The organism is Streptomyces sp. NL15-2K, assembly GCF_030551255.1.
Classification (GTDB): Bacteria; Actinomycetota; Actinomycetes; order Streptomycetales; family Streptomycetaceae; genus Streptomyces.
The window spans coordinates 9,520,947-9,547,057 of sequence record NZ_CP130630.1; the positions used below are offsets into that span (position 1 = coordinate 9,520,947).

Consider the following 26,111-nt stretch of genomic DNA (forward strand, 5'->3'; position numbering starts at 1 on the left):
CGGCAGGAAGCGGAACCTCTCGGGGTCCGCCCGCCGGGGACTCGACGCAAACACCCGTCACCTTCTCAGAAAGAGCTGTTCTCATGGCCAGGACCCGTGTCAGCTTCGACAGCGCCGGTATCGAGATCGCGACGCACCTCTACACCCCCGACAGCCCGGCTGCCGGGCGCCGCCCGGCGCTGGTGGTCGGCCACCCCGGCACGGGAGTGAAGGAGCAGACCTCCGGTACCCACGCGCAGCTGATGGCCGAGCGCGGGTTCGTCACCCTCGCCTTCGACGCCGCCCACCAGGGCGAGTCCGGCGGCCTGCCCCGCGGGCTGGAGGACCCCGCCCAGCGCGTGGAGGACTTCAAGGCCGCCGTCTCCTACCTCACCACCCGCGACGAAGTCGACCCCGGCCGCATCGGCCTGCTCGGCATCTGCGCCTCCGGCGGCTACTCGCTTGCCGCCACCGGCGGCGACCATCGCGTCAAGGCCGTCGCCGCCGTCTGCACCGCCGAACCCGCCCGCCAGTTCCGCTACGGCGCCGACGGCTCCCAGGACCCGGCCGTCTTCCGGGCTCTCCTGGACGCCGCCGCCCAGGCCCGCACCCGCGCCGCCCTCGGTGAGGACCCCGGCGTGATGACGATGTTTCCCGACACCGCCGAACAAGCGGGCGCCCTCGGCGGCGAACACGGCGTCGAGGGCTGGGAGTACTACTGCGGCCCTCGCGGCCACCACGAGCGCTCCGCGAAATACCTCGCCTGGGACAGCATCGACAAAATGGCCTCCTGCGACGTCTTCCGCGCCGTCCCCCTCATCGCCCCCGCGTCGACGTCCTTGGTCCAGCCCGCCGCGAAGTCGGGCACACCGCTGGCGGCGGCGATGGTGGAAGCCCGCCCGTCCGGACTGACCCCCAGCGCGGCGGCGCGTTCGGCCACCGTGTCGGCGTACTCGCGCGCGGTGGTGACCACCTCGTCGAACTGCAGGTGGAAGGAGCGGAAGCGCGGCCCGTAGAGGTTCCAGTGCGCCTGCTTGGCCGCCAGGGACAGGTCGAGCAGGTCGACCAGGGTCGCCTGAAGGGCCTTCCCCGCGATCTCGCGCTCTTTGTCCCGGCTCGTCCCGCGCGAGGGCGGGTTCCAACAGGGCACGGAGGGTCTGTGGGCGACGCGGCCCAGTGCCGACACTGCCTGCACTGGGCTGTCGGGCGGGTCGGTTCCGCCGGCGAGGACGGGAGCGGCTCCGCCGGCACCGGGCTCGGGCCGCCCGCGGGTGCTGGAGCCGAGCTCCATTCGTCGTACCGTTGTCCCGTACGTCCGTGCACTTGTCGACGAGCGTGCTCACCAGGTCGTGGCGGTGGTTCAGTACGAACCGCTGCGCAGAACTCCCGTTGCAGGAAGCGAGTTCGGGGCCCGCCGCGTCGGCCGTCGAAAGCCGTCGGCGAGCTGCACACACATACCGAGCGCGCGCATGGTCCCGCCCTTGAACGTCCACCGCTGCGCGGCGGAGTCCGAGCACTCCCGGATCATCAGGCATGTCAGCCGGCAATGCAGCTCACACATATCAACTCGTCACCCCCTTGACAGGTGACGAACTCGACTGCAAGATGAACCCAGTCCCGTCGACCGACAGGACCGTCCACAATCCACGAAGTGGAGGCTGGTCATGAACCAGGAAGCCACGATGGACACCGCTGCGGCGGCACGGAGTGCGCGCTTCGGCAAACTGCCCGAGCGCATCCGGTACGAGGACATGACCGAAGTGGCGGAGTCCGCGCCGAACGGCGGCGCGAACACCTCGTCCGAGGACACGGCCGCGTGGCGCACCTTCTCGTGTCTGGCCCTCGACCTGGGGCTGTAGCACTCAGGCGCAGGTCCGTATCGCATCCATCGCCGAGCACTCAACGTCAACGGGGCAGGTCATGAAGACCTACGAATACCCCCTCTTCCCGGGTCGTCCGGGCAAGGAGCAGGTGGCCCTCCAGGAGCTGTTTCGCCGATTCAACTGCAACGACCGACGGGACCCGGACCGTCAGACGGTGGAGTACACCCGCAAGACACGCCAACTGGCGGCCGCCACCTTCCTCGGCGCCGTTCTGTGACCGTCGTGTCCGAGGCGAGGGAGAGAGCGAGCAGGGCGGTCGTCCCTCACCGCCCGGATCGGCCACTACGCCCGCGAGACCATCACCCAGCTCGGCCCGCAGGACCGGGCGACGGCCGCCAAGGCCTCCGGCGGCGGCGAACTGCCCGACCTCGCCCTGCTGCCCGCCCCGGTGCGCACCCGGCTGGAGGGCGCCTACGGCACGCCATCGGCGACATCTTCTTGTACGTCGCTCCGGTCGCCCTGCGGTATCCCGGTCCGCGGCCGCGGCCGCGGCCGCGGTGCCGAGAGCACGCCCGTCCCGCGGGGCGCGGTCACGCTGACCTCCGTGGAGGGCCGCGTGTTGAGCCGGTCGGACGTCCGGCCCGACGGTTCCTGCACGCTGGACGCCCCGGCCACCGGACAGTACGTCCTGATCACCTCCGCCGACGGCTACCAGTCGCAGACGTCCGAGATCTCGGTGGTGGAGGAGCCGGTCGTCCATGACGTCGTGCTGACGGTTGCCACCGCCTGACCGGTCCGGTCAACGCGGCGCGACAGCCCCGACGACCCCGACGACACCGACGGCCCGGAGGTTTGTGTCCGGGACGCCGGCGCTCTTTCCGCTGCTCCGCGCACACTTGATACGTGTGCACACGTATCAAGATTGGCCGACATGCACCCTTGTGTGCCTACTGAGACACATGATTGTTTGGCGTCGGAAAACCTTCTGCCTGTCTGGTCGGCTTTGATGCCTACCGACCGAAAGGACATGTGATGATGGATCGCCGTTCTCTTCTCCGTACCAGCGGTGCCGCCGCGGCCGGCGCGCTCGGCGCAGCCGCTCTGTCGTCGGCCGCCGAGGCCGCGGACTCCGATCCCACCGCTGGCGTCACACGCACCCTGCTTCAAGAGCACCCCTCGCCCGCCAAGGGCTGGGAGGCGGCGCAGACGCTCGTACAGATTCCCCGGCACAAGGAGTCGGGCCGTCACAGCCATCCCGGCGTCGAGGTGGGATACATCATCCGCGGCGACGTCCTGATGGAGTTCGACGACCGCCCGCCGCTCCGGCTGCGCACGGGTGACCCGTTCTTCATCCCGAACGGTGTCATCCACAACGCCCGCAACGTCGGCACGGTGACCACGATGATGCTCTCCACGTACGTGGTCGACGAGACGAAGCCCCTGGTGACCACCTACTAGTGCCCCGACAGGCAACGTTCGCCCCGTCGCGACGCCCGGCACGCACTCTCGCCGCACCGGCCGAAAGCCCAAGTACATCCAGTACGAGGACTTCCGGCCGGCACGCCGAGAGCACGCACCGGACGCCGCTCCTCAACGGGCAAACGTTGCCCGTCGGGGCACTAGTAGGACTCCGTTAGGTCTTCCGGTCGGGCCTGTTCGGGAGCATGTTGGGTTGGGTGGATGCACATGAAGTGAACCGTGTGCGGGCGAAGTTGGCGCTGTTCGTGGCGGATGTGTTCGCCTCGGTGCCGCGGAAGGACCAGCGGGCCAAGGGCGACTGCTACTTGCGCGGACTGATGCTGGACGGTCGGCGCAAGTCCATCCAGGCCATGGCCTCGCGATTACCGGACGGCAACGAGCAGAACCTGCAGCAGTTCGTGAACCAGTCCACGTGGGATCCGGTGCCGGTGCAGCGCAGGATCTGCGAACGGATGCTGCCGCTGATCGGTCCGGCGGCGTGGGTGATCGACGATGTGTCGGTGCCCAAGGACGGCCGGATGTCGGCCGGGGTGGCTCCGCAGTACTGCGGAGCGTTGGGAAAGAGAGCAAACTGCCAGGTCGCGGTCAGTATTCACGCCGCCACCGACACCGCCTCCTGCCCGCTGCAATGGCGTCTGTTCCTGCCTGAGGAGTGGGTATCGGACACCGTCCGCCGGGACCTCGCGCGGATCCCGGCGGACGTCACGCACCGCGAGAAGTGGCGCCTGGCCCTGGACATGCTCGACACGCTCGCCGGCTGGGGCATGAGGCCGCCGGCTGTGGTGGCTGACGCCGCCTACGGCACCAACGCGCATCTGCGAGCCGCATTGTCCGACCGCCAAGTCGCCTACGTGCTGGCCGTCCGCGGCGATGTGACCGCCCATCCGTTGGACGCGGAGCCTGAGGCCCCAGCCCGCAACGGGCATGTCGGCTGCTGGCCACAGCCCCGCTACCGGCATCCAGCACCGTCCTTGGCGGCCCTTGCCGCCGGCCTTGATCAAGACGCATTCACCCCGCTCACCTGGCGGCACGGCTCGAGAGGGGAGTTACGTTCCCGCTTCGCCGCCGTGCGTGTCCGTCCCGCCGGCAAGGCCGTCGAGCGCCCGATCAAAGCTGCGGCCTCGGCCGGACAGGGCTGGTGGGACGGGATCCTGCCCGACTGCTGGCTGCTGGTCGAATGGCCCTCCGGCGCCGAGGCGCCGACCGATTACTGGCTGTCCAACCTGCCGGCCGACACTCCGATCGCCGACCTGGTCCGTCTGGCGAAGGTCCGCTGGCGCATCGAGCACGACTACCGCGAACTCAAGCACGGCCTGGGCCTGGACCACTTCGAAGGGCGTTCCTGGCCGGGCTGGCACCACCACGTCACCCTCGTGACCGCCGCCCACGCCTTCCTCACCGAACAGCGCCTGGCCCCAAAAGTGCCCGGGCCGGTCTCACCCTCTACCAAGTCCTCGAGACCCTCCAGGACGTCTTGAGGTGCTGGACCGGCATCTGCACCACCTGCCACCAAACCCTGCCCACCAGGACCTACACAACGCCAAGATCGAGAAAGACCTAACGGAGTCCTACTAGGGCTCCTCCTCGCCTCCGACGGTGAGCTTGGTCCCGACTGACGCGCTGCCGATCGACTGGTCCAGCAGGTCGGTCGCCGCCGTCTCGGTCTCGGGGATCATCTCCCGCGCGAGCCGCAGCCCGATCATCAGGCTGACCAGACGCTGCTGCGCCCCGTCGTGCAGGTCCCTGGCTGTACGCCGGTGCACGGCCTCGGTGTTGTCCATGATGCGTCGGCGGCTGTCCTGGAGCGAGGCCGCCATGGTGTTGAAGGAGGTGCCCAGCGCTCCGATCTCCGCCACCCTGCTGGGCGGTATCCGCATGCTCAGGTCGCCGCCCGCCAACTCCTCCGCCGCGGCCGCCGCCCCGCGCACCGGCCGTACCACCGCACGGTGCTGGAGCACGGTGAAGACGGCCACGAGCGCGGTCGACGCCGCGAGCCCCACGGCCGCCGCGAGCACCGCCTGGCGGCTGTTGGTACCGGCGGCGTCCGTGCGCGCCGCGAGCTGCTCGCGTTCGTCCGCCGTGTACTGGTCGAACTGGGCACGCAGGGCGTCGACGCGCTGTTTGCCCTCCGTGGTCCGCTTCAGGCTGGACGCGGCTGGATCGTCCCGCCGGACCATCTCGACCAGCGGGACCGAGTAGTCGTTCGGGAAGGATTCGACGCCCCGAGTGACCTGTTCAGCAGTGCGCCGTTGTTCCGGTGATGTGGCGCTCTCGGCGAACCGCCGCGCCTCCGCGGGGAGAGCGGTGCGCGCCTTGTGCCACGGCTGGAGAAACGTTTCCCGCTTCGTTATCACGAAGCCGCGCTGTCCTGTTTCGAGATCGAGGAGCACCTGTTCCATGGCGCCGACCTCGACGAGAGCTGTACGGGAGGCTCGTCTGGCCGAGGTGGAGCTGTTCGCGTCGGAGATCGCCCACAGCAGGACGGCGAACGCGACACCGATCAGCAAGGCAAGCAGGCCGCTCGCCGCGACTGTGAGGCTTGTCAGCCCCAGTCGCCGACCTCTGTACTCCTGTGACGCGCTCATACTCCGCGTACCGATGAAAGGATCGAGAAACCTGGCGTGTGCAATGTATCTGCATGCTGACAGAAGACCTTTTCACCAGAATCCGCCCGGCGCACACCCGCCGTGCATGTGCTCTCTCCCGTGTCATCAGCCGACGGCAAACCCGGTCTGGCGATGTACGGCGCCCTGTTCTGCGGGCGCCCAGAGAGCACGGCGTTCCCCCGGCGCCGGCTGGCCCGCCGCCGTGCGCGCGAGCCACACGTAGACCGCGATAGCCCGCCCACCGCGATGACCCCGGCGGACGTCAGCCGTGCCGACCCGCGTACGGAAGGCCGGGTCGGCATCGGTTCCTCCGACACCTTTTGTGAGGATACGTATGTGTCGACGACCGCACACTCGAGCTGGAAATCTTCGCCCTGGAACTGGAGAGCCGACGGGTTCACGTAGTAGGGCCTGTTCTGAGTTCTCGGCCGGACTCCGGAGCTCAGCCGGGATTCTGGCTCTCGGCGACGGCGAACAGCGCGATCGCCAGCACGATCAGGGTGACGCTGGCGTAGATCTCATAGCCGTCGAGGAAGCCGACCCGCTGGACGAGGCCGATGTGCCAGTCGGTGAACTCGTGGATCAGGCCCATCGCGCCCTGCACCAGGGTGAGGAATCCGAGTAGCTCCAGAAACTGCTTCATGGCAAAGACCCTCGCCCCCCGGACCCCCCACGCACATCGGCCGCGAGGCGAGGCACGTCCGACGGAAGTTCTTGGTCCCTCCCGGCCGGCAGGGCCGAAAGTCTGCCGTCGCGCGACTTTGGTCGGGGATGTCGCCCGCACGGAGGTGCCGCGGGCTGACACTGCGTAGATTTGTCGACCGTGAGTGGTGACAAGCTGGCGGAAGTGCCGTCGACGTTCGTGGGGCGCCGGTGGCTGTTTCCGTCCGCCGTGCTCCACGAGCTCGACCCCGACGCCGACCGGCCCGGGCGGCGGCCCCGGCGCACCGCGCGCGACTGGATCGTCGACTTCTCCTGCTTCCTGCTGGCCGTTCTCGTCGGCCTGGGCGGCGCGGACGCCGTGACCGCCAACCCGCACGTGCCGCACGCCCTCGCCGTCGTGGACCAGTGGCTCGGTGCGCTCGCCTGTGCCGCGGTGTGGCTGCGCCGCCGCTGGCCGGTCGGGCTGGCCGTGGCGACGCTCCCCGTCGGGATGATCTCGGACACCGCGGGCGGCGCGTGCGTGATCGCCCTGTTCACGCTGGCCGTGCACCGCCCCTTCCGGTACGTGGCCTGGGTGGGCGGCATCAACATGGCGACGGTTCCGTTCTACTTCTGGATGCGCCCCGACCCCGACCTGCCGTACGCCGTCTCGGTCATCGTGTTCGTGCCACTGATCGCGGCGCTGGTCGGCTGGGGCATGTTCGTACGGTCCAAGCGGCAGCTCGTGCTGAGTCTGCGCGACCGAACCCGGCGCGCCGAGACGGAGGCACGGCTGCGGGCGGAGCAGGCGCAGCGACTCGCCCGCGAGGCCATCGCCCGCGAGATGCACGACGTGCTCGCGCACCGGCTGACCCTGCTGAGCGTGCACGCGGGCGCCCTGGAGTTCCGGCCGGACGCGCCCCGTGAGGAGGTCGCCCGGGCGGCCGGCGTCATCCGGGAGAGCGCGCACGAGGCCCTGCAGGACCTGCGGGAGATCATCGGCGTCCTGCGCGCGGCCGAGCCCGACGACGCGGGCCGTCCCCAGCCGACGCTCGCCGCGCTGGACGGGCTGGTCGCCGAGTCCCGCGCGGCCGGCATGAAGGTCATCCTGGACAGCCGTGTCACCGACCCCGCCGCAGTCCCAGCCTCGGTCGGCCGCACCGCTTACCGCGTCACCCAGGAAGGCCTGACCAACGCCCGCAAGCACGCCCCCGGCGCGGAGGTCACGGTGTCCGTCACCGGCGCCCCCGGCGAGGGCCTGACCGTGTCCGTGCGCAACCCTCCGCCCGACGGCGAGGTCTCCCACGTCCCCGGCTCCGGGCAGGGCCTGATCGGACTGGCCGAACGGGCCACGCTGGCCGGAGGCCGACTGGAGCACGGTCCGGACGAGGAAGGGGGGTTCCGGGTGCGGGCCTGGCTGCCGTGGGGGACGCCTGCCGACTGAATCCCGGGATCAACCGGCTCCGGCGTCATCGGCCGTCCCGTGAGCAGTTGCCCCGACAACTGTCTCCCCAGAGCAGTCGCCCCGACCGTCGTCTGTCCGTCTCCGTGAGTGGTTGCCCCGTCCACCGTCTGTCCGTCTCCGTGAGCAGCCGCCCCGACCTCCTTTGCCCGCCCCTGTAAGCAGCCACCCCGACCACGGCCTGTCCGCCCCTATGAGCAGCCGCCCCGACCACCGCCTGCCACTTCGTGACCAACCACCGAACACACCGTCTGCCACCCGTGACCAGCCGCGGTCCGCCAACTCGGGCCGCATTACCGTGATTACGTAGGGCCCATGACCGCGATCAGAGTGCTCCTCGTCGACGACGACCCGCTGGTTCGGGCCGGCCTGGCCCTGATGCTGGGCGGCGCCGACGACATCCGGATCGTCGGCGAGGCCGGCGACGGCGACGAGGTGGAGGCGCTCGTCGACCGCACCCGACCGGACGTCGTCCTGATGGACATCCGGATGCCGTCGGTGGACGGTCTGACCGCCACCGAGCGGCTGCGCGGCCGGGCCGATGCCCCGCAGGTCGTGGTGCTGACCACCTTCCACGCCGACGAGCAGGTGCTGCGCGCCCTGCGCGTGGGCGCCGCCGGATTCGTCCTGAAGGACACCCCGCCCGCCGAGATCCTCCAGGCGGTGCGCCGGGTCGCGGCCGGCGACCCCGTCCTGTCGCCCGCGGTCACGCGCCAGTTGATGGAACACGCGGCCGGCACCGCCGCCGACACGCGCCGCACGCGCGCGCGTGCCCGGATCGCCACGCTCAACGACCGCGAACGCGAGGTCGCCGTCGCGGTCGGCCGGGGCCTGTCCAACGCCGAGATCGCCGCCACGCTGTTCATGAGCGTCGCCACGGTCAAGACCCACGTCTCCCGCATCCTGGCCAAGCTGGACCTCAACAACCGGGTGCAGATCGCCCTCTTGGCGTACGACGCGGGACTCCTGGAGGAAAGCTGAGGAGGACGAACGCTGGACGGGCACATGACGGGCACTAGGCGGCGCTCCCGCCCGTTGTCGGTGAGAAGAGTTCGGGCGAGGGGGGAATGCCATGGCAGAGGTGATCGATCTCGGGAAGTACGGCGACGCGTTCCGCACGGATCCGCATCCCGTGTACGCGAAGCTGCGCGCCCTGGGCCCGGTGCACCGGGTGCGGCCGCCCGGCTCCGACGACGGCTACTGGACCTGGCTCGTCGTCGGGTACGAGGAGGCGCGCGCCGCGCTCGCCGATCCCCGGCTGTCCAAGGACGGCAGCAGAATCGGCGTGACGTTCCTCGACGAGGAGCTGATCGGCCGCTATCTGCTGCTCACCGATCCGCCCGAGCACACCCGTCTGCGCGGGCTCGTCTCCCGCGCCTTCACCATGCGCAGGGTCGAGGCGCTGCGGCCCAGGATCCAGGAGATCACCGACGAACTGCTCGACACGATGCTGCCGCTCGGCCGCGCCGACCTGGTCGAGTCGTTCGCCTACCAGCTGCCGATCACCGTGATCTGCGAACTCCTCGGCGTGCCCGAGATGGACCGCGCGGAGTTCCGGAAGCTGTCGACGGAGGTGGTCGCACCCGCCAGCTCCCAGAGCAATTACGACGCCGTCGTGCGGCTCGCCGAGTACCTCACGGAGCTGATCGAGGACAAACGCTGCGCCGGACCGAGCGACGACCTGCTCGGCGACCTGGTCCGCACGACCGCCGAGGACGGCGACCGGCTCTCCCCGGGGGAACTGCGCGGCATGGCCTTCGTCCTGCTGATCGCGGGTCACGAGACGACCGTCAACCTCATCACCAGCGGCGTCCACACCCTGCTCACCCACCCCGACCAACTGGCCGCCCTGCGCGCGGACATGACCCTCGTCGACGGCGCGGTGGAGGAGATGCTGCGCTACGAGGGCCCGGTGGAGAACGCGACCTTCCGGTACGCGGCAGAGCCCCTGGAGATCGCCGGCATCCCCGTCGAGAAGGGCGACCCGGTGATGATCGGCCTCACCGCGGCCGACCGCGACGGCGCCCGCTATCCCGCCCCGGACCGCTTCGACATCCGACGCGACGCCCGCGGCCACGTCGCCTTCGGCCACGGCATCCACTACTGCCTCGGCGCCCCGCTGGCCCGCCTCGAAGCCCGCACGGCGATCCGCTCGCTGCTGGAGCGCGCCCCCGCCCTCACCCTCGACGGCCCACCCGGCGACTGGCTCCCGGGCATGCTGATACGGGGGCTGCGGAGCTTGCCGGTGCGCTGGTAGTGGGCGGTTGTCCTTTCGAGGCCCGCTTCTCGGCTCACCGAGTCGCGTGCCGGGCGGGCACAGGCAGGGGGGCCAGGGGGCGGAGCCCTCTGGCGGGGGCGAAGGGGCGGAGCCCTTCACATCACCGCCGCTCCGGCGTCCCCCAGGATCTCCCCGAGACGCACCGGTCTTCGCTCGCGCCGCGACACCTCACAGGCCTCGGCGATCCGCAGCGCCTGCATCGCCTCCCGCCCGTCACACGGGTTGGCCCGTTCACCCCGTACGACCTCCACGAACGCGGCGAGCTCAGCCTCGTAGGCAGGCCCGAACCGCTCCAGGAAGCCCGTCCACGGCTTGTCCGCCGCCGGCGGCCCCGTCGGCTCGGTGGACGCGATCGGCGTCCGGTCGTCCAGACCGACGACGATCTGGTCCAGCTCCCCGGCCAGCTCCATACGGACGTCGTAGCCCGCTCCGTTCAGCCGCGTCGCCGTGACCGTGGCCAGGGTCCCGTCGTCGAGGGTGAGCAGCGCCGCGCCCGTGTCGACGTCGCCCGCCTCGCGGAACATCGCCGGCCCGGCGTCGGACCCGGCCGCGTACACGTCGACGACCTCGTGCCCCGTCACCCAGCGCAGGATGTCGAAGTCGTGGATCAGGGTGTCCCGGTACAGGCCCCCGGACTGCGGCAGGGAGGCGGCCGACGGCGGAGCCTGGTCGGAGGTCAGCGCCCGGACGGTGTGCAGCCGCCCGAGCCGGCCCGACCGTACCGCCTCGCGCGCGCCCGTGTAGCCCGCGTCGAAGCGGCGCTGGAACCCCATCTGCAGGACCGTGCCGGCCGCGTCCACCTCGGCGAGCGCGTCCAGAGTGCCCGGCAGGTCGAGGGCGATCGGCTTCTCGCAGAACACGGGAAGCCCCGAGCGTGCTGCCCGACCGATCAGTTCGGCGTGCGCCGACGTCGCCGTCGTGATCACCACGGCGTCCACGCCCCACGTGTAGATCTCGTCCACCCCCGGCGCCGCCGTCTCTCCCAGCCGGTAGGCGAGTTCCTGGGCCCGCGCGGGGTCCGCGTCCGTGAGGATCAGGGAGCCCACCTCGCGGTGCCGACTGAGGGTGTTCGCATGGATGGTGCCGATGCGGCCCGTACCGATGACTCCGATGCGCATGGATCCAACCTGCGGCCGGACCAGGCGCGCTGTCAATGCATATGTCCGGACAATCGGACTACACAACTTCCCGTCAACCCGTCACGGAGCTACGCTCAGCCCGTGCCGAAACCAGGAGTGGACCCGACTGTGACGCTCGAGCTCAGTGTGGACCGGAGCAGCCCGGTGCCGTTGTACTTCCAGCTGTCCCAGCAGCTCGAAGCGGCGATCGAGCACGGAGCGCTCACCCCCGGCAGCCTGCTGGGCAACGAGATCGAGCTCGCCGCCCGGCTGGGCCTGTCCCGGCCCACCGTCCGCCAGGCCATCCAGTCGCTCGTCGACAAGGGCCTGCTCGTGCGCCGCCGCGGCGTCGGCACCCAGGTCGTGCACAGCCAGGTCAAGCGGCCGCTGGAGCTCAGCAGCCTCTACGACGACCTGGAGGCGGCCGGGCAGCGCCCCGCCACCAGGGTCCTCGTCAACACCGTCGTCCCGGCTCCCGCCGAGATCGCGGCCGCGCTCGGCGTGCCCGAGGACAGCGACGTACACCGCGTGGAGCGGCTGCGCCTCGCGCACGGCGAGCCGATGGCGTACCTGTGCAACTACCTGCCGCCCGGCCTGCTCGACCTGGACACCGAGCAGCTGGAGTCCACCGGCCTGTACCGCATGATGCGCGCCGCGGGGATCACGCTGCACAGTGCCCGCCAGTCCATCGGCGCCCGCGCGGCCACCGCCGCCGAGGCCGAGCGGCTCGCCGAGGAGGAGGGCGCCCCGCTGCTCACCATGCAGCGCACGACCTTCGACGACACCGGCCGCGCGGTCGAGTACGGCACCCACACCTATCGCCCGTCCCGCTACTCCTTCGAGTTCCAGCTGCTCGTACGGCCCTGAAGCCTTCTGCGGCGGGGTCGCATTCATCCCATTGTCAGGACATTGCGTCCCACTCGCGCCGCAGCGGACCCAAGGGACGCGGGGCGTATCGATGTGCGGCTCCGCCGCGTGGGCGCGACCAGCCCCAAACACACGCGCATCCGGCAAATCGCAGTAACCGCACCTTTGCTCCCCTGTTCGGCACCCAGCGTGAGCGTGAGGCAGAATCGGGCCTTGATGAGCACCTACGGCAACTTCAGCGCCCCCATCGGCTCCCGCCGCGCGCCAGCGCTCCGCACGGTGGGCACAAGGGAGCGCCGCTCGCACCTGACCGCACCCCGCGTGCCGACGGTCGGCATCGACATCGGCGGCACGAAGGTGATGGCGGGCGTCGTCGACGCCGACGGCAACATCCTGGAGAAGCTCCGCACGGAGACCCCGGACAAGTCCAAGAGCCCCAAGGTCGTCGAGGACACCATCGTCGAACTGGTCCTGGACCTCTCCGACCGGCACGACGTGCACGCCGTCGGCATCGGCGCGGCCGGCTGGGTCGACGCCGACCGCAACCGCGTGCTGTTCGCGCCCCACCTGTCCTGGCGCAACGAGCCGCTGCGCGACCGCATCGCAGGGCGCCTCGCCGTCCCCGTACTCGTCGACAACGACGCCAACACCGCCGCCTGGGCCGAGTGGCGCTTCGGCGCCGGCCGCGGCGAGGACCATCTCGTCATGATCACGCTCGGCACCGGCATCGGCGGCGCGATCCTGGAGGACGGCCAGGTCAAGCGCGGCAAGTACGGCGTCGCGGGCGAGTTCGGCCACATGCAAGTCGTTCCCGGCGGGCACCGCTGCCCGTGCGGCAACCGCGGCTGCTGGGAGCAGTACAGCTCGGGCAACGCGCTGGTCCGGGAGGCGCGCGAGCTCGCCGCGGCAGACTCCCCGGTGGCGTACGGAATCATCGAGCACGTCAAGGGCAACATCGCCGACATCACCGGCCCGATGATCACCGAGCTGGCCCGCGAGGGCGACGCGATGTGCATCGAACTGCTCCAGGACATCGGCCAGTGGCTCGGCGTCGGCATCGCCAACCTGGCCGCCGCGCTCGACCCCTCCTGCTTCGTGATCGGCGGCGGCGTCTCGGCCGCCGACGACCTGCTCATCGGCCCCGCGCGGGACGCCTTCCGACGCAACCTGACCGGCCGCGGCTACCGCCCCGAGGCCCGTATCGCCCGCGCCCAGCTCGGCCCCGAGGCCGGCATGGTCGGCGCCGCGGACCTCGCCCGCCTCGTCGCCCGCCGCTTCCGCCGCGCCAACCGGCGCCGCGTGGAGCGCTACGAGCGCTATGCGCGGTACGTGGAGGCCCGCCGCACGACCCGGGACTCCGCATGACGGCCTCGCTGGCGCGCGAGGCCGCGCTCCCGGACGAGCCGCCACCCGAGGACCGGCGCCACATGATCCGCCGCAGGGCGCTCACCCTGCTCATCATCGTGCTGCTCATCGGCGTGCCGGCCGGCTACCTGGTGATCTCCGCCAACCAGAGCCGCGACAGCGGCAAGGACAAGGAGAAGAAGTACTCGGCGACCGGCCTGAGCGCCGGCTGGCCGTCCAAGGTCCAGCGCCGCATCTACCAGGTGCCGGTCCCGCACCCGGCCGACCAGGTCGCGTACTACGAGACCAACAACTGGAAGACCAGCCGTCTGTACGTCCAGTTCCGGACGACCGACGCCGGCCTGGACGCCTTCCTCACGGGCGTGGGCGTCAACCGTGACGACCTCGAGCAGGGCGACCTCACGATCGGCGCCCGCGACCGGAGCGTCACCGGCTGGAAGTTCACCGGACCCGGCCCGTGGTCGGGCCTGGTCCACAGGCAGAAGAACCCCGCCCCCACCCAGGACATCGTCGTGAACCGGGCCGACCCGGCCAACCTCATGGTGTACGTCGTCTCGCGCACGGTTCCCTAGGCCCTGTCGACAGGGCCTGGCGCCGGGCCCCAGCCGGTCGCCGGGGCCGATTGTCAGACCCCGCCCGTAGAGTCGAAGACGACTGATCCGACACACGGGCGGGAGGTGACAGGACGTATGAGCGACAGGGCTGCGGTGGCCGAGCGGGAGCGTGCGCCCGGACGAGCGCCCGCCGGAAAAGCGGCGGGCATGGGGGGAGCGGGGGAGTCCGTCCCCGTCCGACTCGCGGCCGTGTTCCTGCCCGGGCCCCTCCTCCCGCGCGAGGGGCGGATGGCCTTCTGGGACCCGGAAGGCGGACCCCTGCCCGCCGCACCCACAGAACTCACTGTCGTACGTCGCCATGGTGCCGGAGTTCGCCGCAGGACCACCCCCGCACTGTCGCTTCCGCTGGACGAGGCCCTGCCCCTGCTCGTCCGCGCCCGGCGCGACCCGGCCGCCCACCCGGCCACCGTCTGCTGGGGAGCGGCCGCGCTGCACGCCCTGCGGCTCACCGCCCGCGGCCGGCTGCTGCCGGGCCTGACGGCCACCGGCCACGACGCCTGGCGGGCCGGGCCCCTGGACCCGGACGACATCGCCCACCTGCGCGCGGTCGCGGCCGCCCTGCCGTACGAGGGACATGCGGTCCCGCTGCCCGGCACGGGCCCGCTCCGGCTGCCCGAACCGGAAGCGTTGATGCGCTCCTTCCTGGACGCGGTCGCCGACACCCTGCCCCGCACTCCGGCCGCTCCGTACGCCTGCGGGAAGCCCTTCGCCGCGCGCGAGCCCCAGCGGCTTCCCGACGCACAGGACTGGGCCGCGGAGGTCGCCGCCGGCATGGACGCGGGCGTGCGGATCTCGCTCCGCCTGGACCTGTCGGCGCAGGACCTCTTCGACGCCGAAGGTGACGAGGGCCTGCACCGTGCGGGCGCGGCCGTCGTCCAGGTGCACAGCCTCGCCGACCCCACCCTCGTGGCCGACGCGGCAGCCCTGTGGGCGGGTGACGCGGACGCGGCGTTCGGTCCCCGGGCCCGCGTGGACGCGGCCCTCGCCGTGCGCCGAGCGGCCCGCGTCTGGCCGCCCCTCGACCGGCTCTCCGAGCAGGACGTGCCGGACGTACTGGCCCTGTCCGGCGAGGAGTTGGGCGACCTGCTCGGCGTCGCGGCGACCCGGCTCGCGGCGGCCGGAGTCGCCGTGCACTGGCCCCGTGACCTGGCACAGGACCTGACCGCGGCCGCGGTGGTACGGCCCGCGCCGGGCTCGGCGACCGACGGCACCGGCTTCTTCGAGAGCGAGGAACTGCTCCAGTTCCGCTGGCAGTTGGCGCTCGGCGGCGATCCGCTCAGCGAGGCCGAGATGGACGCGCTCGCCGAGGCCCACCGGCCCGTCGTGCGCCTGAGGGACCAGTGGGTGCTGGTCGACCCGGCCCTCGTCCGCAAGGCCCGCAAGCGCGAACTGGGCCTGCTCGACCCGGTCGACGCGCTGTCCGTCGCCCTCACCGGAAGCGCGGAGGTCGACGGCGAGACGGTCGAGGCGATCCCCGTAGGCGCCCTGGCGACCCTGCGCGACCGTCTGACGGCCGGAGTACGACCCGCCGAACCACCACCCGGCCTGCACGCCACCCTGCGCGACTACCAACTCCGGGGCCTGGCCTGGCTGGACCTCATGACCACCCTCGGCCTCGGCGGGTGCCTCGCCGACGACATGGGGCTCGGCAAGACGATCACCGTCATCGCCCTGCACCTGCGCCGGGCCCGCAGCGAGCCCACCCTCGTCGTCTGCCCGGCCTCCCTGCTCGGCAACTGGCAGCGCGAGATCACCCGGTTCGCGCCCGGCGTCCCCGTCCGCCGCTTCCACGGCTCGGACCGCACCCTGGACGACCTCGACGGCGGCTTCGTCCTCACGACGTACGGCACCATGCGGTCGGCGGCGCCCACGCTCGCCCAGCAGCCGTGGGGCATGGTCGTCGCCGACGAGGCACAGCACGTCAAGAACCCCTACTCGGCGACGGCGAAGGCCCTGCGCACCATCCCGTCCCCCGCGCGCGTGGCCCTGACCGGCACACCGGTCGAGAACAACCTCTCCGAACTCTGGGCGCTCCTCGACTGGACGACACCCGGGCTCCTGGGCCCCCTGAAGTCCTTCCGCGCCCGCCACGCGCGCGCGGTGGAGAACGGCGAGGACGAGGAGGCGGTGACCCGGCTCGCCCGACTGGTCCGCCCCTTCCTCCTGCGCCGCAAGAAGTCCGACCCCGGCATCGTCCCCGAACTGCCGCCCAAGACCGAGACGGACCACCCGGTCCCGCTCACCCGTGAACAGGCCGCGCTCTACGAGGCGGTGGTGCGCGAGTCGATGCTGACGATCGAGACGGCGGAGGGCATCGCCCGCAGGGGCCTGGTGCTGAAGCTGCTGGGTGCGCTGAAGCAGATCTGCGACCACCCCGCGCTGTATCTGAAGGAGGACCTACCGCCGACGGCCGGCGACCGACTCGCCGCCCGCTCCGGCAAACTGCCCCTGCTCGACGAGCTGTTGGACACCCTGCTCGCCGAGGACGGCTCGGCGCTCGTCTTCACGCAGTACGTCGGGATGGCCCGCCTGATCACCTCCCACCTGGCCGCCCGCGCGATCCCGGTGGACCTCCTGCACGGCGGTACGCCGATTCCGGAGCGTGAGCGCATGGTGGACCGCTTCCAGAGCGGAGCGACACCGGTCCTCGTCCTGTCGCTGAAGGCGGCCGGCACGGGCCTGAACCTCACCCGCGCGGGCCATGTCGTCCACTTCGACCGCTGGTGGAACCCGGCCGTCGAAGAACAGGCCACCGACCGCGCCTACCGCATCGGCCAGACCCAGCCGGTCCAGGTCCACCGCCTGATCACCGAGGGCACGGTCGAGGACCGCATCGCCGAGATGCTGGAGTCCAAGCGGGCCCTGGCCGACGCGATCCTCGGCTCCGGCGAGTCGGCCCTCACGGAACTGACGGACCGCGAACTCGCCGACCTGGTCTCGCTCCGGAGGACATCGTGACGCCCCGCCCCGCCGACGAGGCACGCCGGGCGCTGCGGGAGGCGCGGGAGCGCGGAGGCCGGGGGCCGGGTGCGAACGCCGAACGGCCCGGGCCGCCCGGCGACCCGGCCGCGGATCGGCCGGTCCCCCCGAAGCCCACGGGACACGAGGCCCGGCCGGCCGACGCGGCTCGCGCGGCGCTGCGGGAGGCGCGGGAGCGCGGGGGCCGCGGGACGGACGAGGGCATCGACGACGACACCGGGCTCGACGAGAGCCCCGACAACGTGGTGGGGGAGCCTACGGCTGCTGAAGTCGGGGCGGGGGAGCCGGGTGAGTCGGTTCGTCGTGGTGTTGGGTCGGGGCGGGTGGGTGAGTCGGTTCGTCGTGGTGTTGGGTCGGGGCGGGTGGGTGAGTCGGTTCGTCGTGGTGTTGGGTCGGGGCGGGTGGGTGAGTCGGTTCGTCGTGGTGTTGGGTCGGGGCGGGTGGGTGAGTCGGTTCGTCGTGGTGTTGGGTCGGGCCGGGCGGATGAGTCGGGTCATCCTGACGTCCCGGCCGGCCGGGCGGGCGAGTCGGGGCGGGCGGGCGAGTCGGGGCGTCCTGGGGTCGGATCGCGCGGGTCGGGTGAAACGGGCCGTCCTGGTGTTGGGCCGGATGCGTCGGGAGAGACGGGTCGTTCTGACGTCGGAGCGGGCCGGTCGCGCGAGGTGGGCCCTTGCGACATCGAGCCGGACGGTTCGGACGACGCGGGTCAGGAGGCGTCGGCGGCAGCCTCCGACATCGGACGGGCGGTATCGGCCGGCACGTCCAGGGGCAACGCGGGCCAAGCGGGCCGTACAGCCGGGTCCGGCGCGACCGAACGGGGCGACGAAGCCGACCGCCGAGGCGGGCGGCCCGCGGATGCCGCGCGCGAAGCGCTGCGCGCCGCTCGCGGCGATGGCCGCCGGGAGCGGGCGGACGCCAAGGGGGAGGAAGCCGAGCGCCCGCGTCGGGCGCGACGCCAGGCTCGCCCCGCTTCCGGGGAGAGCGGCCGTGCACGAGGCCGCGCCACCGACGCCAGGGCGCGGGACGTACGGGAGTTGCTCGCCGATGCCTTCCGTATGCCTGCGGCGGCGGAGCTGGCGGGGGAGGAGCGGGGCGGACCAGGGATCGATCCCGCCGTGGAGCGCCTGACTCAGGGCGGGGACGACAACGACGGTCCGGGCAGCCCGACTTCGACTGACCACATGTCCGCAGCCACCGCAGCCACCGTAGCTACCGAAGCCACCGCAGGCACCCCACCCAACCCCACACAGCCGACCGCCACGGCGAGGCCCGAACCGGCTCCATCGACCCACCACGACATGGCGATGCCCGAACCGGTCCCGTCGATCCACCCCGGCCCGGCGACTCCCGCCTCGCCCCCGCCGCACCATCCCGGCCCGACGCAGTCCACCCCGACCCGGACGGGCCGGCCCGAGGCGGCGGAGCCGGAGCCCGCCTCCGCCCAGGAACGCCAACCGGGCACGGCGAGGCCCACCCCGGCCCAGCCCCAGCCCTCGGCCCCGCTCTCGGCCCGTCCGCCAACCGGCACATCCACCCCCACCCCACCCGCAACCCCCCGCGTCCCCCACTCCATGGCTGCCCCCGGCCGCGACAGCGAACTGCGCCGTACGTTCCCCGCCTTCCCTCCCCGGACGGGAGCCGCGGGGTTCGCGGCGACGTGGTGGGGGAACGCGTGGGTGGCGGCATTGGAGGAGGGCGCGCTGGATGCCAAGCGGCTGGCACGCGGGCGGGGTTATGCCGAGCAGGGGAACGTGGACGCCATCACGGTGACGCCGGGTCTCGTCCTCGCCTACGTCCAGGGGAGCCGCCCCAGGCCGTACCGCGTGCAGGTGCGGCTGCGCACCCTCGACGACACAGACTGGGCGCGGTTCCTGGACAGCGCCGCCGATCGGCCCGGACACATCGCCGCGCTCCTCGACAGGGAGATGCCCCACTCCCTCGCCGAGTGCGGAGTCCGTCTGCTCCCCGGCCCCGGCGAACTCGAACCGCACTGCAGCTGCCCCGACCGCGGCCACCCCTGCAAGCACGCCGCCGCCCTCTGCTACCAGACCGCACGCCTGCTCGACGCCGACCCCTTCGTCCTGCTCCTGCTGCGCGGCCGAGGCGAACGCGACCTGCTCGACGCCCTGTCCCGCCTGAGCGCCACCCGCGCGGCCCGTGCCGCCCAGGAACGGGGTCCGACGCAGCTGCCCGGAGTGCGGGCCACGGACGCCCTCGCGCCCCGCGCACTTCCGCCCCTCCCAGCGCCCCTGCCCCCACCCCCGCATCCCGAGCAGCCCCCGGCGTACCCGGCGGCCCCGGGCGGCCCGGATCCCTTCGCTCTGGATCAGCTGGCGACCGACGCGGCAGCCCGCGCCCACGCCCTGCTCGGCACCGGCCGCGACCCGGTCGGCGAACTGACCCTGTGGCAGGACGCGGTGCGGCTCGCCGCGGCCCGCCCCGGCTCCGGACTCACCGCTGGCAGCCGCGCCCTCTACGCCTCCCTCGCCTCCGCCGCCGGCCGCGCCCCGGCCGAGCTGGCGCGCGCGGTCGCCGCCTGGCGCCAGGGCGGTCCGGCGGGCCTCGCCGTCCTGGAAGAGGCCTGGGACCCGCCGGCGGGCCGCTTCGACCGCGCCCGTCCCCTCCTCCTCGCCGCCGATCTGCCCGCCTTCCGCCCCTGGCGCAACCGCCTCACCCACCCGCAGGGCCACGTCCAGCTCCGCCTGGGCCGCGACGGCCTGTGGTACGCCTACGAGTCGGAGCCGGGCCACGACGACTGGTGGCCCCGCGGCACGCCCGACCTGGACCCGGTCGGCGCCCTGACGGGCCTCGGCACCCCGGACGACCTGTGACCCCCAGTCACACGGTGCGTGCCAAGACCCAGGACGCCAGGCAATTCCTCCGCCCGGACGTCGGCCCCCTCACCCTCACCCACCGGTCCTTCGACGTACGCGACGCACCCGGCCGGCAACTGGTCATCTACCACGCCGAACCAGGCAGCCCCAGCGCCGAGGCCCTCAATCTCCATCTCCTCGGCTCCATCACGCCACCCGGCGCCAGGCCAAACCCTGGTCCCGCCCCTGGTGAGCCGACGCACATGGCGATCGGCGGCAATGGCGCCCCGGCAATGGCCCTGGAGAGGCCCTCGACGAGCATCTCGGGTGCGCCTGGGGCCTGTCCGGCGGATCAGGTCGCAGGAAATCGGCGGCGACTAATGAACGCAGATGGGCGTGCCAGACCCCGCGTCTGCGGCATGATCCGCCGGACAGGTCACTAGTGCTGAATTCCGCTTTCGGTGGGTATAGCTGCTGGTAGCGGGGTGGTTGCGGGTGCTCGGGGGCGGGTGCTGGACGATGGTGTTACGGGCACGGCCGGGCCGTGACGAGGGCGAGCAAGCGGTGGTCCACCGTCTGGCGGCTGCCAGGAAGGCGCCGAAGGTTCTCGTGGAGCGGTGCCGGATGGTGGAGCTGAGCTGGGACGGCTGGCTGGTCCCGCGGATCGCCGACGAGCTGAGGTGCAGTCAGAAGACCGTGCGGCGCTGGCTGCACCGCTTCAACCGCTCGGGGCTTGAGGGTCTGGAGGATCTGGGCGGGCAGGGCCGCAAGCGAAGGATCACCGAAGCCGAACGCTCCGGGATCATCGCGATGGTCAAGCAGACTCCGCCCGGTCGGCTCGAGGTGCAGCCGTCGAACGAGATGTGGGCCGCGGACGAGTCGGGACCCTCGCAGTGGACCTTGGACGCACTGGCTGCCGCGGCCCGGGGCCTGGGAATCGAGGTCAGCCGCTCCCAGGTGCGCCGTATCCTGCTGGCTGAGGGTGTGCGTTGGCGGCGCACGCGCTCGTGGACGCGCTCGAGAGATGCGGACTTCGAGGGAAAAGGACGCGGATCGTCGAGCTTTACACCAGCCCGCCCGCCGGCGCGACAGTCGTCCGCGCCGACGAGCTCGGCCCGGTGATCCCACGCACCTTCCCGCCGGCACCGGGCTGGTCACCGGACGGGCACCGCATCAAGAATGAGATCGACTACTCCCGCGGACCCGAGGAAACCTGGGTCTACGGCGCCTTACGCGTCCGCGACGGCCAGGAACTCACGATGACCGCCACCTCCCGCAACAGCGCCTTCTACCAGCAGTTCCTTCAGCTGGTCGAGGACGCGAACCCCCGTCGGGGACATCTATGTGATCACCGACAACCTGTCCTCGCACAACAGCGTGTCCACCCGGACCTGGCTCGAGGACCACCCCCGCATCAGGCACGTGTTCATCCCGGTCGGCGCCTGCTGGCTCAACCTTCAAGAGGGCTGGTGGCGCATCTTCCGCAAGACCGCCCTGGCCGGACGCTCCTTCGGCGACCGCGACCACATCACCCACGCCACCGAAGTGGCCACAGCCCAGCTCAACGCCCGCGCCCGACCCTGGATCTGGGGCAGACCCGCACCGCCCACACGGCGCTTACGCCGCCGATATGTGTACGTCCTTTGAGGAACGAAGCACTAGTGTCAGCGGGCGTTGGGGCGATGGAGCGTGCGACCGGAGCCTCAAGCCGCTCGTCCAGGCGAGGCGTAGTTCGGTTCGCAAAGCCGTGTGCGGGAGAACTGCATGGCCGGTGTGCGCCGTGAGGCGCTTCGTTCTACGGTCTCTCGGAAGTGATCACTGGAGAGCGGGATGCTGGGAAACTCGCCTGTCCCGTTCGGGAAGGGGCCGTCGGAAAAGGACCCGCGCCACGGGCACCTCGTCGGCGGTCTACTTCACTTGAAGCGGCGGGGACTGGAAAACGGCGGCAGCCACCGCACCAGTCCCCGACCCTGCTCAGGGCACAGGCGGACCGCTGTGACAGCCGATCAAAGCGGCCACCCATGAGTCAACGCCGCAGGCGCACTCATGAGGGGTATCGGTCAGTACCGTGCCCAGGTGGGGTCGGAGAGGGCGGCGAAGCCTGACGTCCGCTTTGCGCCTCGATGAGTGTGTGGAGCGCCTCCCTGGCCACCGCGTCGCTCTGGTGCAGGAACGGATCGTTGGTACGCGGCCGGGGGAAGTCGCCCGGGCTGGTGACGAAGCGTCTCGGGTGCGGAGAGCCGTCGAGTCCCAAGGGGCGGGCGCGAAGTGTGTCGATGAGGCCCGTGGGCTGCCGTCGGCCGGTGGTGGGGTCGGTCTGCACCTGTTCCCTGATCTCACCCTCGCCGATGAGGTGGAGGAGCAGGGGATCGGCCACGCGCGTGAGGGCGCGTCCCGGCAAGCGGGCCTCGATCAGAGCCCGGGCCTGTACGACCCTGTCCAAGCTGCTGGTGCGCGCTTCGAACACGCCGCCTCTGCAGGTCACCTTCATGTTCGCGCCGACGAAGTCGACCACGCCGGCGCGGGCGAGGGCCAGAAGCTGTTCGAGGCGTGGTCCCGGCGGGCCGCTGGTACGGAATCGGCAGAAGTCGAAGAATGCCGTCATGCTGTGGCTTCCGCTGCCGGGCTCGACCTCTCCCCGCTGGACCACGGCCCACAGCGCCTGCGAGATCGAGAAGATGGCGTGGTAGACGGCCAAATGGGCGCTGTACCGCGGGTTCCGCCCTCTCTCGAGGTCGTCGGCGAGGTAGTTCAGCATCCACGCACGCAGGGCCGCAGCGTCGGAGAAGCGGCGGTTCGCCAGCGGTCTGTCCAGCCCGTCGACATCGATGTGGTCACGACTGTCGGGCACGGCCTGCTCGATCAGGTCCTTGAACTCAGGGCTCTGCCACTGCGCGGCGTCCAACCGGTCGAGGAACTCTCCGGCGTCGACTCCGAGGCGGTGGGGATGGGAGTGTGCCAGCTCCCGGTAGCCGGCCACGGTCAGCTCCCGTGCGAGGGCGGGCCACAGGTCGGAGGCGAAATCCAAGGAGTGGTCGGCGAAGTCAGCGGGGGAGAAGTAGCGGGGTATACGGGGCGGCGGCCCCGGCAGGACGTATGCGAATTTCGAGCGGTACGGCACACCTCGGCGGGAACCCACGTACAGCGTGGGTTCACGGCCCGACGGTATGTAGCGCAACTCGCCCGACGGCTCGCGCCCGAAGCGCCCGCCGCGTCCCTCGGTGAGGAGCACCATGATGTCGATGAAGGTCAGCCCGAATCCGCGCATCAGTACGGGCTCGCCCGCAGGGAACGCGTCCAGTGAGACGTCGGAGGTGGACGCGGTCGGCTGGTAGGTGAGGTGGTGGGCTGCCGCGTGCTGGGAGAGCCGAGGTTCCGGACCCTGCGGTTTCACCTGGAAGTGTCCCTGCGCCAGAATCACCAGGTCCGCGTCCACGGTTTTGCCGCCGTCGAGTTGGATGCGCTGGCGGCCGTCGGGCAGATCGCCCAGGGACAGAACGAACGCCTGGTGCGTCCGGACGTGGGCGCGGGGCGCCACGACAGCGACGCTCCGCCAGAAGAACCAAGCGAGGTAGTCACCCGTGAGCTTCCGTGTGGCGAACCAGCCGGCGTGGACGCGCGCGGCTTCCTCCCGCATCCCTGGGGCGGGCTGGTAGCCCGGCGGAAGGGGGAGGCGTCCGGTGGCGAGATCCCGCGCCCATTGTTCCAGCGTGGGGCCTTCGACGGCAGGGCCCTGGCAGGTGACCGTGTCGTCGGTGAAGAGTGTGCACTCGTCGGCCCGGGTGTTCGACCAGAGCAGCGGGGACTGATCCTGGCGCCATACCCGTCCGGCACCGGCTGGATACGGGTCGATGACGTGGATGTCCAGGCGCTCGTCAGGGGCGAGGAGATGTATGTTCGCGGCGATGCGTTCGAGTACGGATGTCCCGCGTGGTCCGCAGCCGATGACCGCGATGCTCGGATTCTTCGCCCGGTACGACGCCGGGCCGCTTTCGTCGGCACCGGTGGTGCGGCGGATCTCGTTCATCAGTCCTCCCTTCAGGCCACGAGCAGTTGATGGGAGGCCAGGTCGCGGTAGAGCGTGCTGGACTCTATGAGCTCGTCGTGGGTACCCGCGCCCACCACCCTTCCGTGGTCGACGACGACGATCTGGTCGGCGTCGACCACGGTGGCCAGTCGATGGGCGACGATCAGCAGCGTGTGGTCGGTGGGGATGGCGTCAATCGCCGCGCGGAACGCCTGCTCGTTCTTGGCGTCGAGATTGCTGGTCGGCTCGTCCAGCAGCAGGATCGGAGGCGCGGCGAGGAGCGTACGGGCTATGGCCAAACGCTGGCGTTCACCGCCGGACAGCAGGACGCCGCCTTCGCCCACCTGCGCGTCCAGTCCGAGCGGAGACCGCTGCACGATCTCGTCAAGGTTGACGCTGTGCAGGACAGCTGTCAGGTCGTCGTCGGACATGCCCGGCGCGGAGAGTGACAGGTTCTCCCGGAGGGTACCCGCGAGGATCGGTGCCTCCTGCTCCACATAACCGAGCCGGCTGCGCAGCTCGTCCCGTGACACCTGGCGGATGTCGGTCCCGTGCAGCCGTATCGCGCCGGACCGTACATCGTAGAAACGCTCGGCCAGCGCCAGCAGAGTCGACTTGCCGGCGCCCGACGGGCCGACCAGGGCCGTGCGGGTGCCCGGGGAGACGCTGAAGCTGATGTCCTCCACGACCGTCTCGCCCTTTCCGTAACCGAACGTCACACGGTCGAAGGCGAGCGCGGGGACGGATCCGACGCCGAAGAGCGGGGACGTCCCCCGGTTTTCTCGCGGCGGCTGACCGGACACGACGTCCCCGTCCGTCTCGGTCGGCACGCGGAGCACGTCCTCGATCCGTTGCAGCGCACCGAGGCCGGTCTGCAACTGGGAGTAGGCGCCGATGAGCTGACCTACCGGCATGATCAGGAAGAACAGGAACAGCACGAACGCCACGAGGTCACCGACCGAAAGCCCGCCGGCGGCAACCCTGGCACCTCCCACACCCAATACCAGCAGGAACACGCCCTGCGTCGCGATGTGCGCCACGGGCAGTGTGAGCGCCTGCAGTCGGGCGAGCCGCAGTCCCATCCCGTAAGCACGGCGGGCGCTGTGTACGATCGCCTCGGTCTCCCGCTGCTCCGCCCGCGCGGCCCGAATTGTCCGTACGCCGCCGATCGCACGCTCCAGTCCGGACGTCATCTCTCCGAGCAGCATCTGGGCCTGCTCGGAGGCCGGGCGGGTACGGTGCGCGATCACCGCTGCTCCCGCGATACCGGCGATGAGGCCCCCGGCGGTGACCGCGAACAGCAGAGGGTCGACCAGGAACGCGGCGACCGCCGCGCCAATGATCATCAGCGTCCCGGTGAAGACCTCGAACAGCCCCGAGGTGACGACGGACCGCAGCATTGAGCTGTCCGATCCGATGCGGGAGAGCAGATCCCCGGTACGGCGATGGTCGTACTCGGCGACGGGGAGTCTCAGCACATGCGCCGCGAGCCGCTGTCGTATCCGCAGCACAACGCCCTCACCGACGCGCCGCAGCATGTAATCCCGGAACCCGTTGATCACGGCCGCTCCCACCAGTAGCGAGACGAGCGCGACAGTGGATGCCACAGTCGACCGCGACGCGGAGATGGCCTCGATGACCGACCGCACCAGCACAGGCTGGAGGAGCGTCCCGCCGGCGGCGACGAGGGAGAGCACCGCCGCGAGAGACATGGCGAGCGCGTGCCCACGCATATAGCGCACGAGATCACGAGTCCTCACCCGTCCGGCCTGCTTCATCGTCGTCCTTCCGAAAGGAAGGGCATGGCATTCCACCTGCTCTCTCGTACGTTCCACCGATGGCCCGGCCGGCCACGCCGAGGGCTTGGAGCGAGTGAGCCCCGCCCCCGACGCGGCCGAGTTCGGTCAGCAGCTCGTGCTGACCCAGCTGCACTTGCAGCAGACCGACGTCCAGCTGCTCGCGAGGACGTCCTGGTTGTTCGCCTCGGACTCCATTCCCTGAAGCCCCAGTACGAAGTTCGCCATGATGTTCACCTCCTTCCCTGATCGAGCTGCGGTGC

At 71.3% G+C, this 26,111-nt stretch carries 23 protein-coding genes and 1 pseudogene; 18 read left to right on the forward strand and 6 right to left on the reverse strand.

Annotation, left to right across the window (positions count from 1 at the left end):
* Positions 1 to 83 precede the first annotated feature (83 nt).
* Positions 84 to 995: a CocE/NonD family hydrolase gene (locus tag Q4V64_RS55615; protein WP_253267397.1), complete on the forward strand. Its 912-nt coding sequence runs from the start codon at positions 84 to 86 to the stop codon at positions 993 to 995.
* Here Q4V64_RS55615 and Q4V64_RS55620 read toward each other — a convergent pair.
* Positions 899 to 1,270 (reverse strand): annotated as a pseudogene (locus Q4V64_RS55620) (ferritin-like domain-containing protein); the annotation flags it as partial. The gene Q4V64_RS55615 and the pseudogene Q4V64_RS55620 sit on opposite strands and share 97 nt — an antisense overlap.
* 373 nt (positions 1,271 to 1,643) lie before the next feature.
* Between Q4V64_RS55620 and Q4V64_RS42500 the strand changes: the two are divergent.
* The 5 genes from Q4V64_RS42500 (at position 1,644) to Q4V64_RS42520 (ending at position 4,759) form a co-directional block, all read left to right on the forward strand.
* A complete protein-coding gene (locus tag Q4V64_RS42500) occupies positions 1,644 to 1,838 on the forward strand; it encodes a hypothetical protein (RefSeq protein ID WP_124444579.1) in 195 nt (64 codons plus the stop codon).
* Between the two features lie 61 nt (positions 1,839 to 1,899).
* On the forward strand, positions 1,900 to 2,079 hold the full coding sequence (locus tag Q4V64_RS42505) for a hypothetical protein (protein WP_124444580.1): 180 nt from the start codon (positions 1,900 to 1,902) through the stop codon (positions 2,077 to 2,079).
* A gap of 327 nt (positions 2,080 to 2,406) precedes the next feature.
* A complete protein-coding gene (locus Q4V64_RS42510; RefSeq protein WP_253267398.1) occupies positions 2,407 to 2,592 on the forward strand; it encodes a hypothetical protein in 186 nt (61 codons plus the stop codon).
* Positions 2,593 to 2,834: 242 nt separating this feature from the next.
* Positions 2,835 to 3,260 (forward strand): cupin domain-containing protein, encoded by a 426-nt coding sequence (locus Q4V64_RS42515; protein ID WP_124444581.1) that lies wholly within the window; start codon positions 2,835 to 2,837, stop codon positions 3,258 to 3,260.
* Positions 3,261 to 3,478: 218 nt separating this feature from the next.
* The gene (locus Q4V64_RS42520) at positions 3,479 to 4,759 is read left to right on the forward strand and encodes an IS701 family transposase (RefSeq protein ID WP_303708850.1); all 1,281 of its coding nucleotides are present in this window, start codon (positions 3,479 to 3,481) and stop codon (positions 4,757 to 4,759) included.
* 93 nt (positions 4,760 to 4,852) lie between these two features.
* Here Q4V64_RS42520 and Q4V64_RS42525 read toward each other — a convergent pair whose 3' ends face one another.
* Both Q4V64_RS42525 and Q4V64_RS42530 read right to left on the reverse strand, forming a co-directional pair.
* On the reverse strand, positions 4,853 to 5,788 hold the full coding sequence (locus tag Q4V64_RS42525) for a CHASE3 domain-containing protein (protein ID WP_303714173.1): 936 nt from the start codon (positions 5,786 to 5,788) through the stop codon (positions 4,853 to 4,855).
* A gap of 541 nt (positions 5,789 to 6,329) precedes the next feature.
* A complete protein-coding gene (locus Q4V64_RS42530) occupies positions 6,330 to 6,530 on the reverse strand; it encodes a hypothetical protein (protein ID WP_124438104.1) in 201 nt (66 codons plus the stop codon).
* Positions 6,531 to 6,701: 171 nt separating this feature from the next.
* Between Q4V64_RS42530 and Q4V64_RS42535 the strand changes: the two genes are divergently transcribed.
* The 3 genes from Q4V64_RS42535 to Q4V64_RS42545 all read left to right on the forward strand — a co-directional run bounded on the left by Q4V64_RS42535 (position 6,702) and on the right by Q4V64_RS42545 (position 10,248).
* Positions 6,702 to 7,973 carry a histidine kinase gene (locus Q4V64_RS42535; RefSeq protein WP_124438103.1) on the forward strand — a complete coding sequence of 424 codons (1,272 nt, stop codon included), beginning with the start codon at positions 6,702 to 6,704 and terminating at the stop codon, positions 7,971 to 7,973.
* A 333-nt stretch (positions 7,974 to 8,306) separates the two neighbouring features.
* Complete coding sequence (locus tag Q4V64_RS42540) at positions 8,307 to 8,972, forward strand: response regulator transcription factor (RefSeq protein ID WP_124438102.1); 666 nt, start codon at positions 8,307 to 8,309, stop codon at positions 8,970 to 8,972.
* Between the two features lie 91 nt (positions 8,973 to 9,063).
* Entirely contained in the window at positions 9,064 to 10,248 is a 1,185-nt protein-coding gene (locus Q4V64_RS42545; protein ID WP_124438101.1) for a cytochrome P450, read from the forward strand.
* A 116-nt stretch (positions 10,249 to 10,364) separates the two neighbouring features.
* On the opposite strand, the gene Q4V64_RS42550 is transcribed toward Q4V64_RS42545, so the two are convergent.
* Positions 10,365 to 11,387 (reverse strand): Gfo/Idh/MocA family oxidoreductase, encoded by a 1,023-nt coding sequence (locus tag Q4V64_RS42550; RefSeq protein ID WP_124438100.1) that lies wholly within the window; start codon positions 11,385 to 11,387, stop codon positions 10,365 to 10,367.
* Between the two features lie 129 nt (positions 11,388 to 11,516).
* Between Q4V64_RS42550 and Q4V64_RS42555 the strand changes: the two genes are divergently transcribed.
* The 8 genes from Q4V64_RS42555 to Q4V64_RS42590 all read left to right on the forward strand — a co-directional run bounded on the left by Q4V64_RS42555 (position 11,517) and on the right by Q4V64_RS42590 (position 21,672).
* Complete coding sequence (locus tag Q4V64_RS42555; RefSeq protein ID WP_124438099.1) at positions 11,517 to 12,254, forward strand: GntR family transcriptional regulator; 738 nt, start codon at positions 11,517 to 11,519, stop codon at positions 12,252 to 12,254.
* A 216-nt stretch (positions 12,255 to 12,470) separates the two neighbouring features.
* Positions 12,471 to 13,619: an ROK family glucokinase gene (locus tag Q4V64_RS42560; protein ID WP_124438108.1), complete on the forward strand. Its 1,149-nt coding sequence runs from the start codon at positions 12,471 to 12,473 to the stop codon at positions 13,617 to 13,619.
* Positions 13,616 to 14,191 carry a sugar kinase gene (locus tag Q4V64_RS42565; protein WP_124438098.1) on the forward strand — a complete coding sequence of 192 codons (576 nt, stop codon included), beginning with the start codon at positions 13,616 to 13,618 and terminating at the stop codon, positions 14,189 to 14,191. The genes Q4V64_RS42560 and Q4V64_RS42565 overlap by 4 nt, the downstream gene beginning before the upstream one ends.
* Before the next feature lie 189 nt (positions 14,192 to 14,380).
* Complete coding sequence (locus Q4V64_RS42570; protein ID WP_124438107.1) at positions 14,381 to 17,191, forward strand: DEAD/DEAH box helicase; 2,811 nt, start codon at positions 14,381 to 14,383, stop codon at positions 17,189 to 17,191.
* Positions 17,192 to 17,874: 683 nt separating this feature from the next.
* Positions 17,875 to 20,043: an SWIM zinc finger family protein gene (locus Q4V64_RS42575; protein ID WP_253266783.1), complete on the forward strand. Its 2,169-nt coding sequence runs from the start codon at positions 17,875 to 17,877 to the stop codon at positions 20,041 to 20,043.
* Positions 20,040 to 20,468, forward strand: coding sequence for a hypothetical protein (locus Q4V64_RS55625; protein ID WP_348540824.1), 429 nt, complete (start codon positions 20,040 to 20,042; stop codon positions 20,466 to 20,468). Before Q4V64_RS42575 ends, Q4V64_RS55625 begins: the two co-directional genes overlap by 4 nt.
* 76 nt (positions 20,469 to 20,544) lie before the next feature.
* Positions 20,545 to 21,147, forward strand: a complete 603-nt coding sequence (locus Q4V64_RS42585) for a helix-turn-helix domain-containing protein (RefSeq protein WP_303714177.1) — start codon at positions 20,545 to 20,547, stop codon at positions 21,145 to 21,147.
* A gap of 222 nt (positions 21,148 to 21,369) precedes the next feature.
* Positions 21,370 to 21,672, forward strand: coding sequence for a transposase (locus Q4V64_RS42590; protein WP_303714178.1), 303 nt, complete (start codon positions 21,370 to 21,372; stop codon positions 21,670 to 21,672).
* A 397-nt stretch (positions 21,673 to 22,069) separates the two neighbouring features.
* Here the strand turns inward: Q4V64_RS42590 and Q4V64_RS42595 are convergent, their stop codons facing one another.
* Both Q4V64_RS42595 and Q4V64_RS42600 read right to left on the reverse strand, forming a co-directional pair.
* Entirely contained in the window at positions 22,070 to 24,052 is a 1,983-nt protein-coding gene (locus Q4V64_RS42595; RefSeq protein WP_124444587.1) for an FAD/NAD(P)-binding protein, read from the reverse strand.
* A gap of 11 nt (positions 24,053 to 24,063) precedes the next feature.
* A complete protein-coding gene (locus tag Q4V64_RS42600; RefSeq protein WP_253267402.1) occupies positions 24,064 to 25,785 on the reverse strand; it encodes an ABC transporter ATP-binding protein in 1,722 nt (573 codons plus the stop codon).
* Between the two features lie 130 nt (positions 25,786 to 25,915).
* Here Q4V64_RS42600 and Q4V64_RS42605 point away from each other — a divergent pair, with 130 nt between their 5' ends.
* The gene (locus Q4V64_RS42605; protein ID WP_172629534.1) at positions 25,916 to 26,053 is read left to right on the forward strand and encodes a hypothetical protein; all 138 of its coding nucleotides are present in this window, start codon (positions 25,916 to 25,918) and stop codon (positions 26,051 to 26,053) included.
* Positions 26,054 to 26,111: the final 58 nt, after the last annotated feature.

Bases quoted from the DNA above. Each gene is read 5' to 3' on its own strand.
- Q4V64_RS55615 (WP_253267397.1), top strand. From the start codon at position 84: ATGGCCAGGACCCGTGTCAGCTTCGACAGCGCCGGTATCGAGATCGCG.
- Q4V64_RS42500 (WP_124444579.1), top strand. From the start codon at position 1,644: ATGAACCAGGAAGCCACGATGGACACCGCTGCGGCGGCACGGAGTGCG.
- Q4V64_RS42505 (WP_124444580.1), top strand. From the start codon at position 1,900: ATGAAGACCTACGAATACCCCCTCTTCCCGGGTCGTCCGGGCAAGGAG.
- Q4V64_RS42515 (WP_124444581.1), top strand. From the start codon at position 2,835: ATGATGGATCGCCGTTCTCTTCTCCGTACCAGCGGTGCCGCCGCGGCC.
- Q4V64_RS42530 (WP_124438104.1), bottom strand. From the start codon at position 6,530: ATGAAGCAGTTTCTGGAGCTACTCGGATTCCTCACCCTGGTGCAGGGC.
- Q4V64_RS42540 (WP_124438102.1), top strand. From the start codon at position 8,307: ATGACCGCGATCAGAGTGCTCCTCGTCGACGACGACCCGCTGGTTCGG.
- Q4V64_RS42545 (WP_124438101.1), top strand. From the start codon at position 9,064: ATGGCAGAGGTGATCGATCTCGGGAAGTACGGCGACGCGTTCCGCACG.
- Q4V64_RS42550 (WP_124438100.1), bottom strand. From the start codon at position 11,387: ATGCGCATCGGAGTCATCGGTACGGGCCGCATCGGCACCATCCATGCG.
- Q4V64_RS42560 (WP_124438108.1), top strand. From the start codon at position 12,471: ATGAGCACCTACGGCAACTTCAGCGCCCCCATCGGCTCCCGCCGCGCG.
- Q4V64_RS42565 (WP_124438098.1), top strand. From the start codon at position 13,616: ATGACGGCCTCGCTGGCGCGCGAGGCCGCGCTCCCGGACGAGCCGCCA.
- Q4V64_RS42570 (WP_124438107.1), top strand. From the start codon at position 14,381: ATGGGGGGAGCGGGGGAGTCCGTCCCCGTCCGACTCGCGGCCGTGTTC.
- Q4V64_RS42585 (WP_303714177.1), top strand. From the start codon at position 20,545: ATGGTGTTACGGGCACGGCCGGGCCGTGACGAGGGCGAGCAAGCGGTG.
- Q4V64_RS42595 (WP_124444587.1), bottom strand. From the start codon at position 24,052: ATGAACGAGATCCGCCGCACCACCGGTGCCGACGAAAGCGGCCCGGCG.
- Q4V64_RS42600 (WP_253267402.1), bottom strand. From the start codon at position 25,785: ATGCGTGGGCACGCGCTCGCCATGTCTCTCGCGGCGGTGCTCTCCCTC.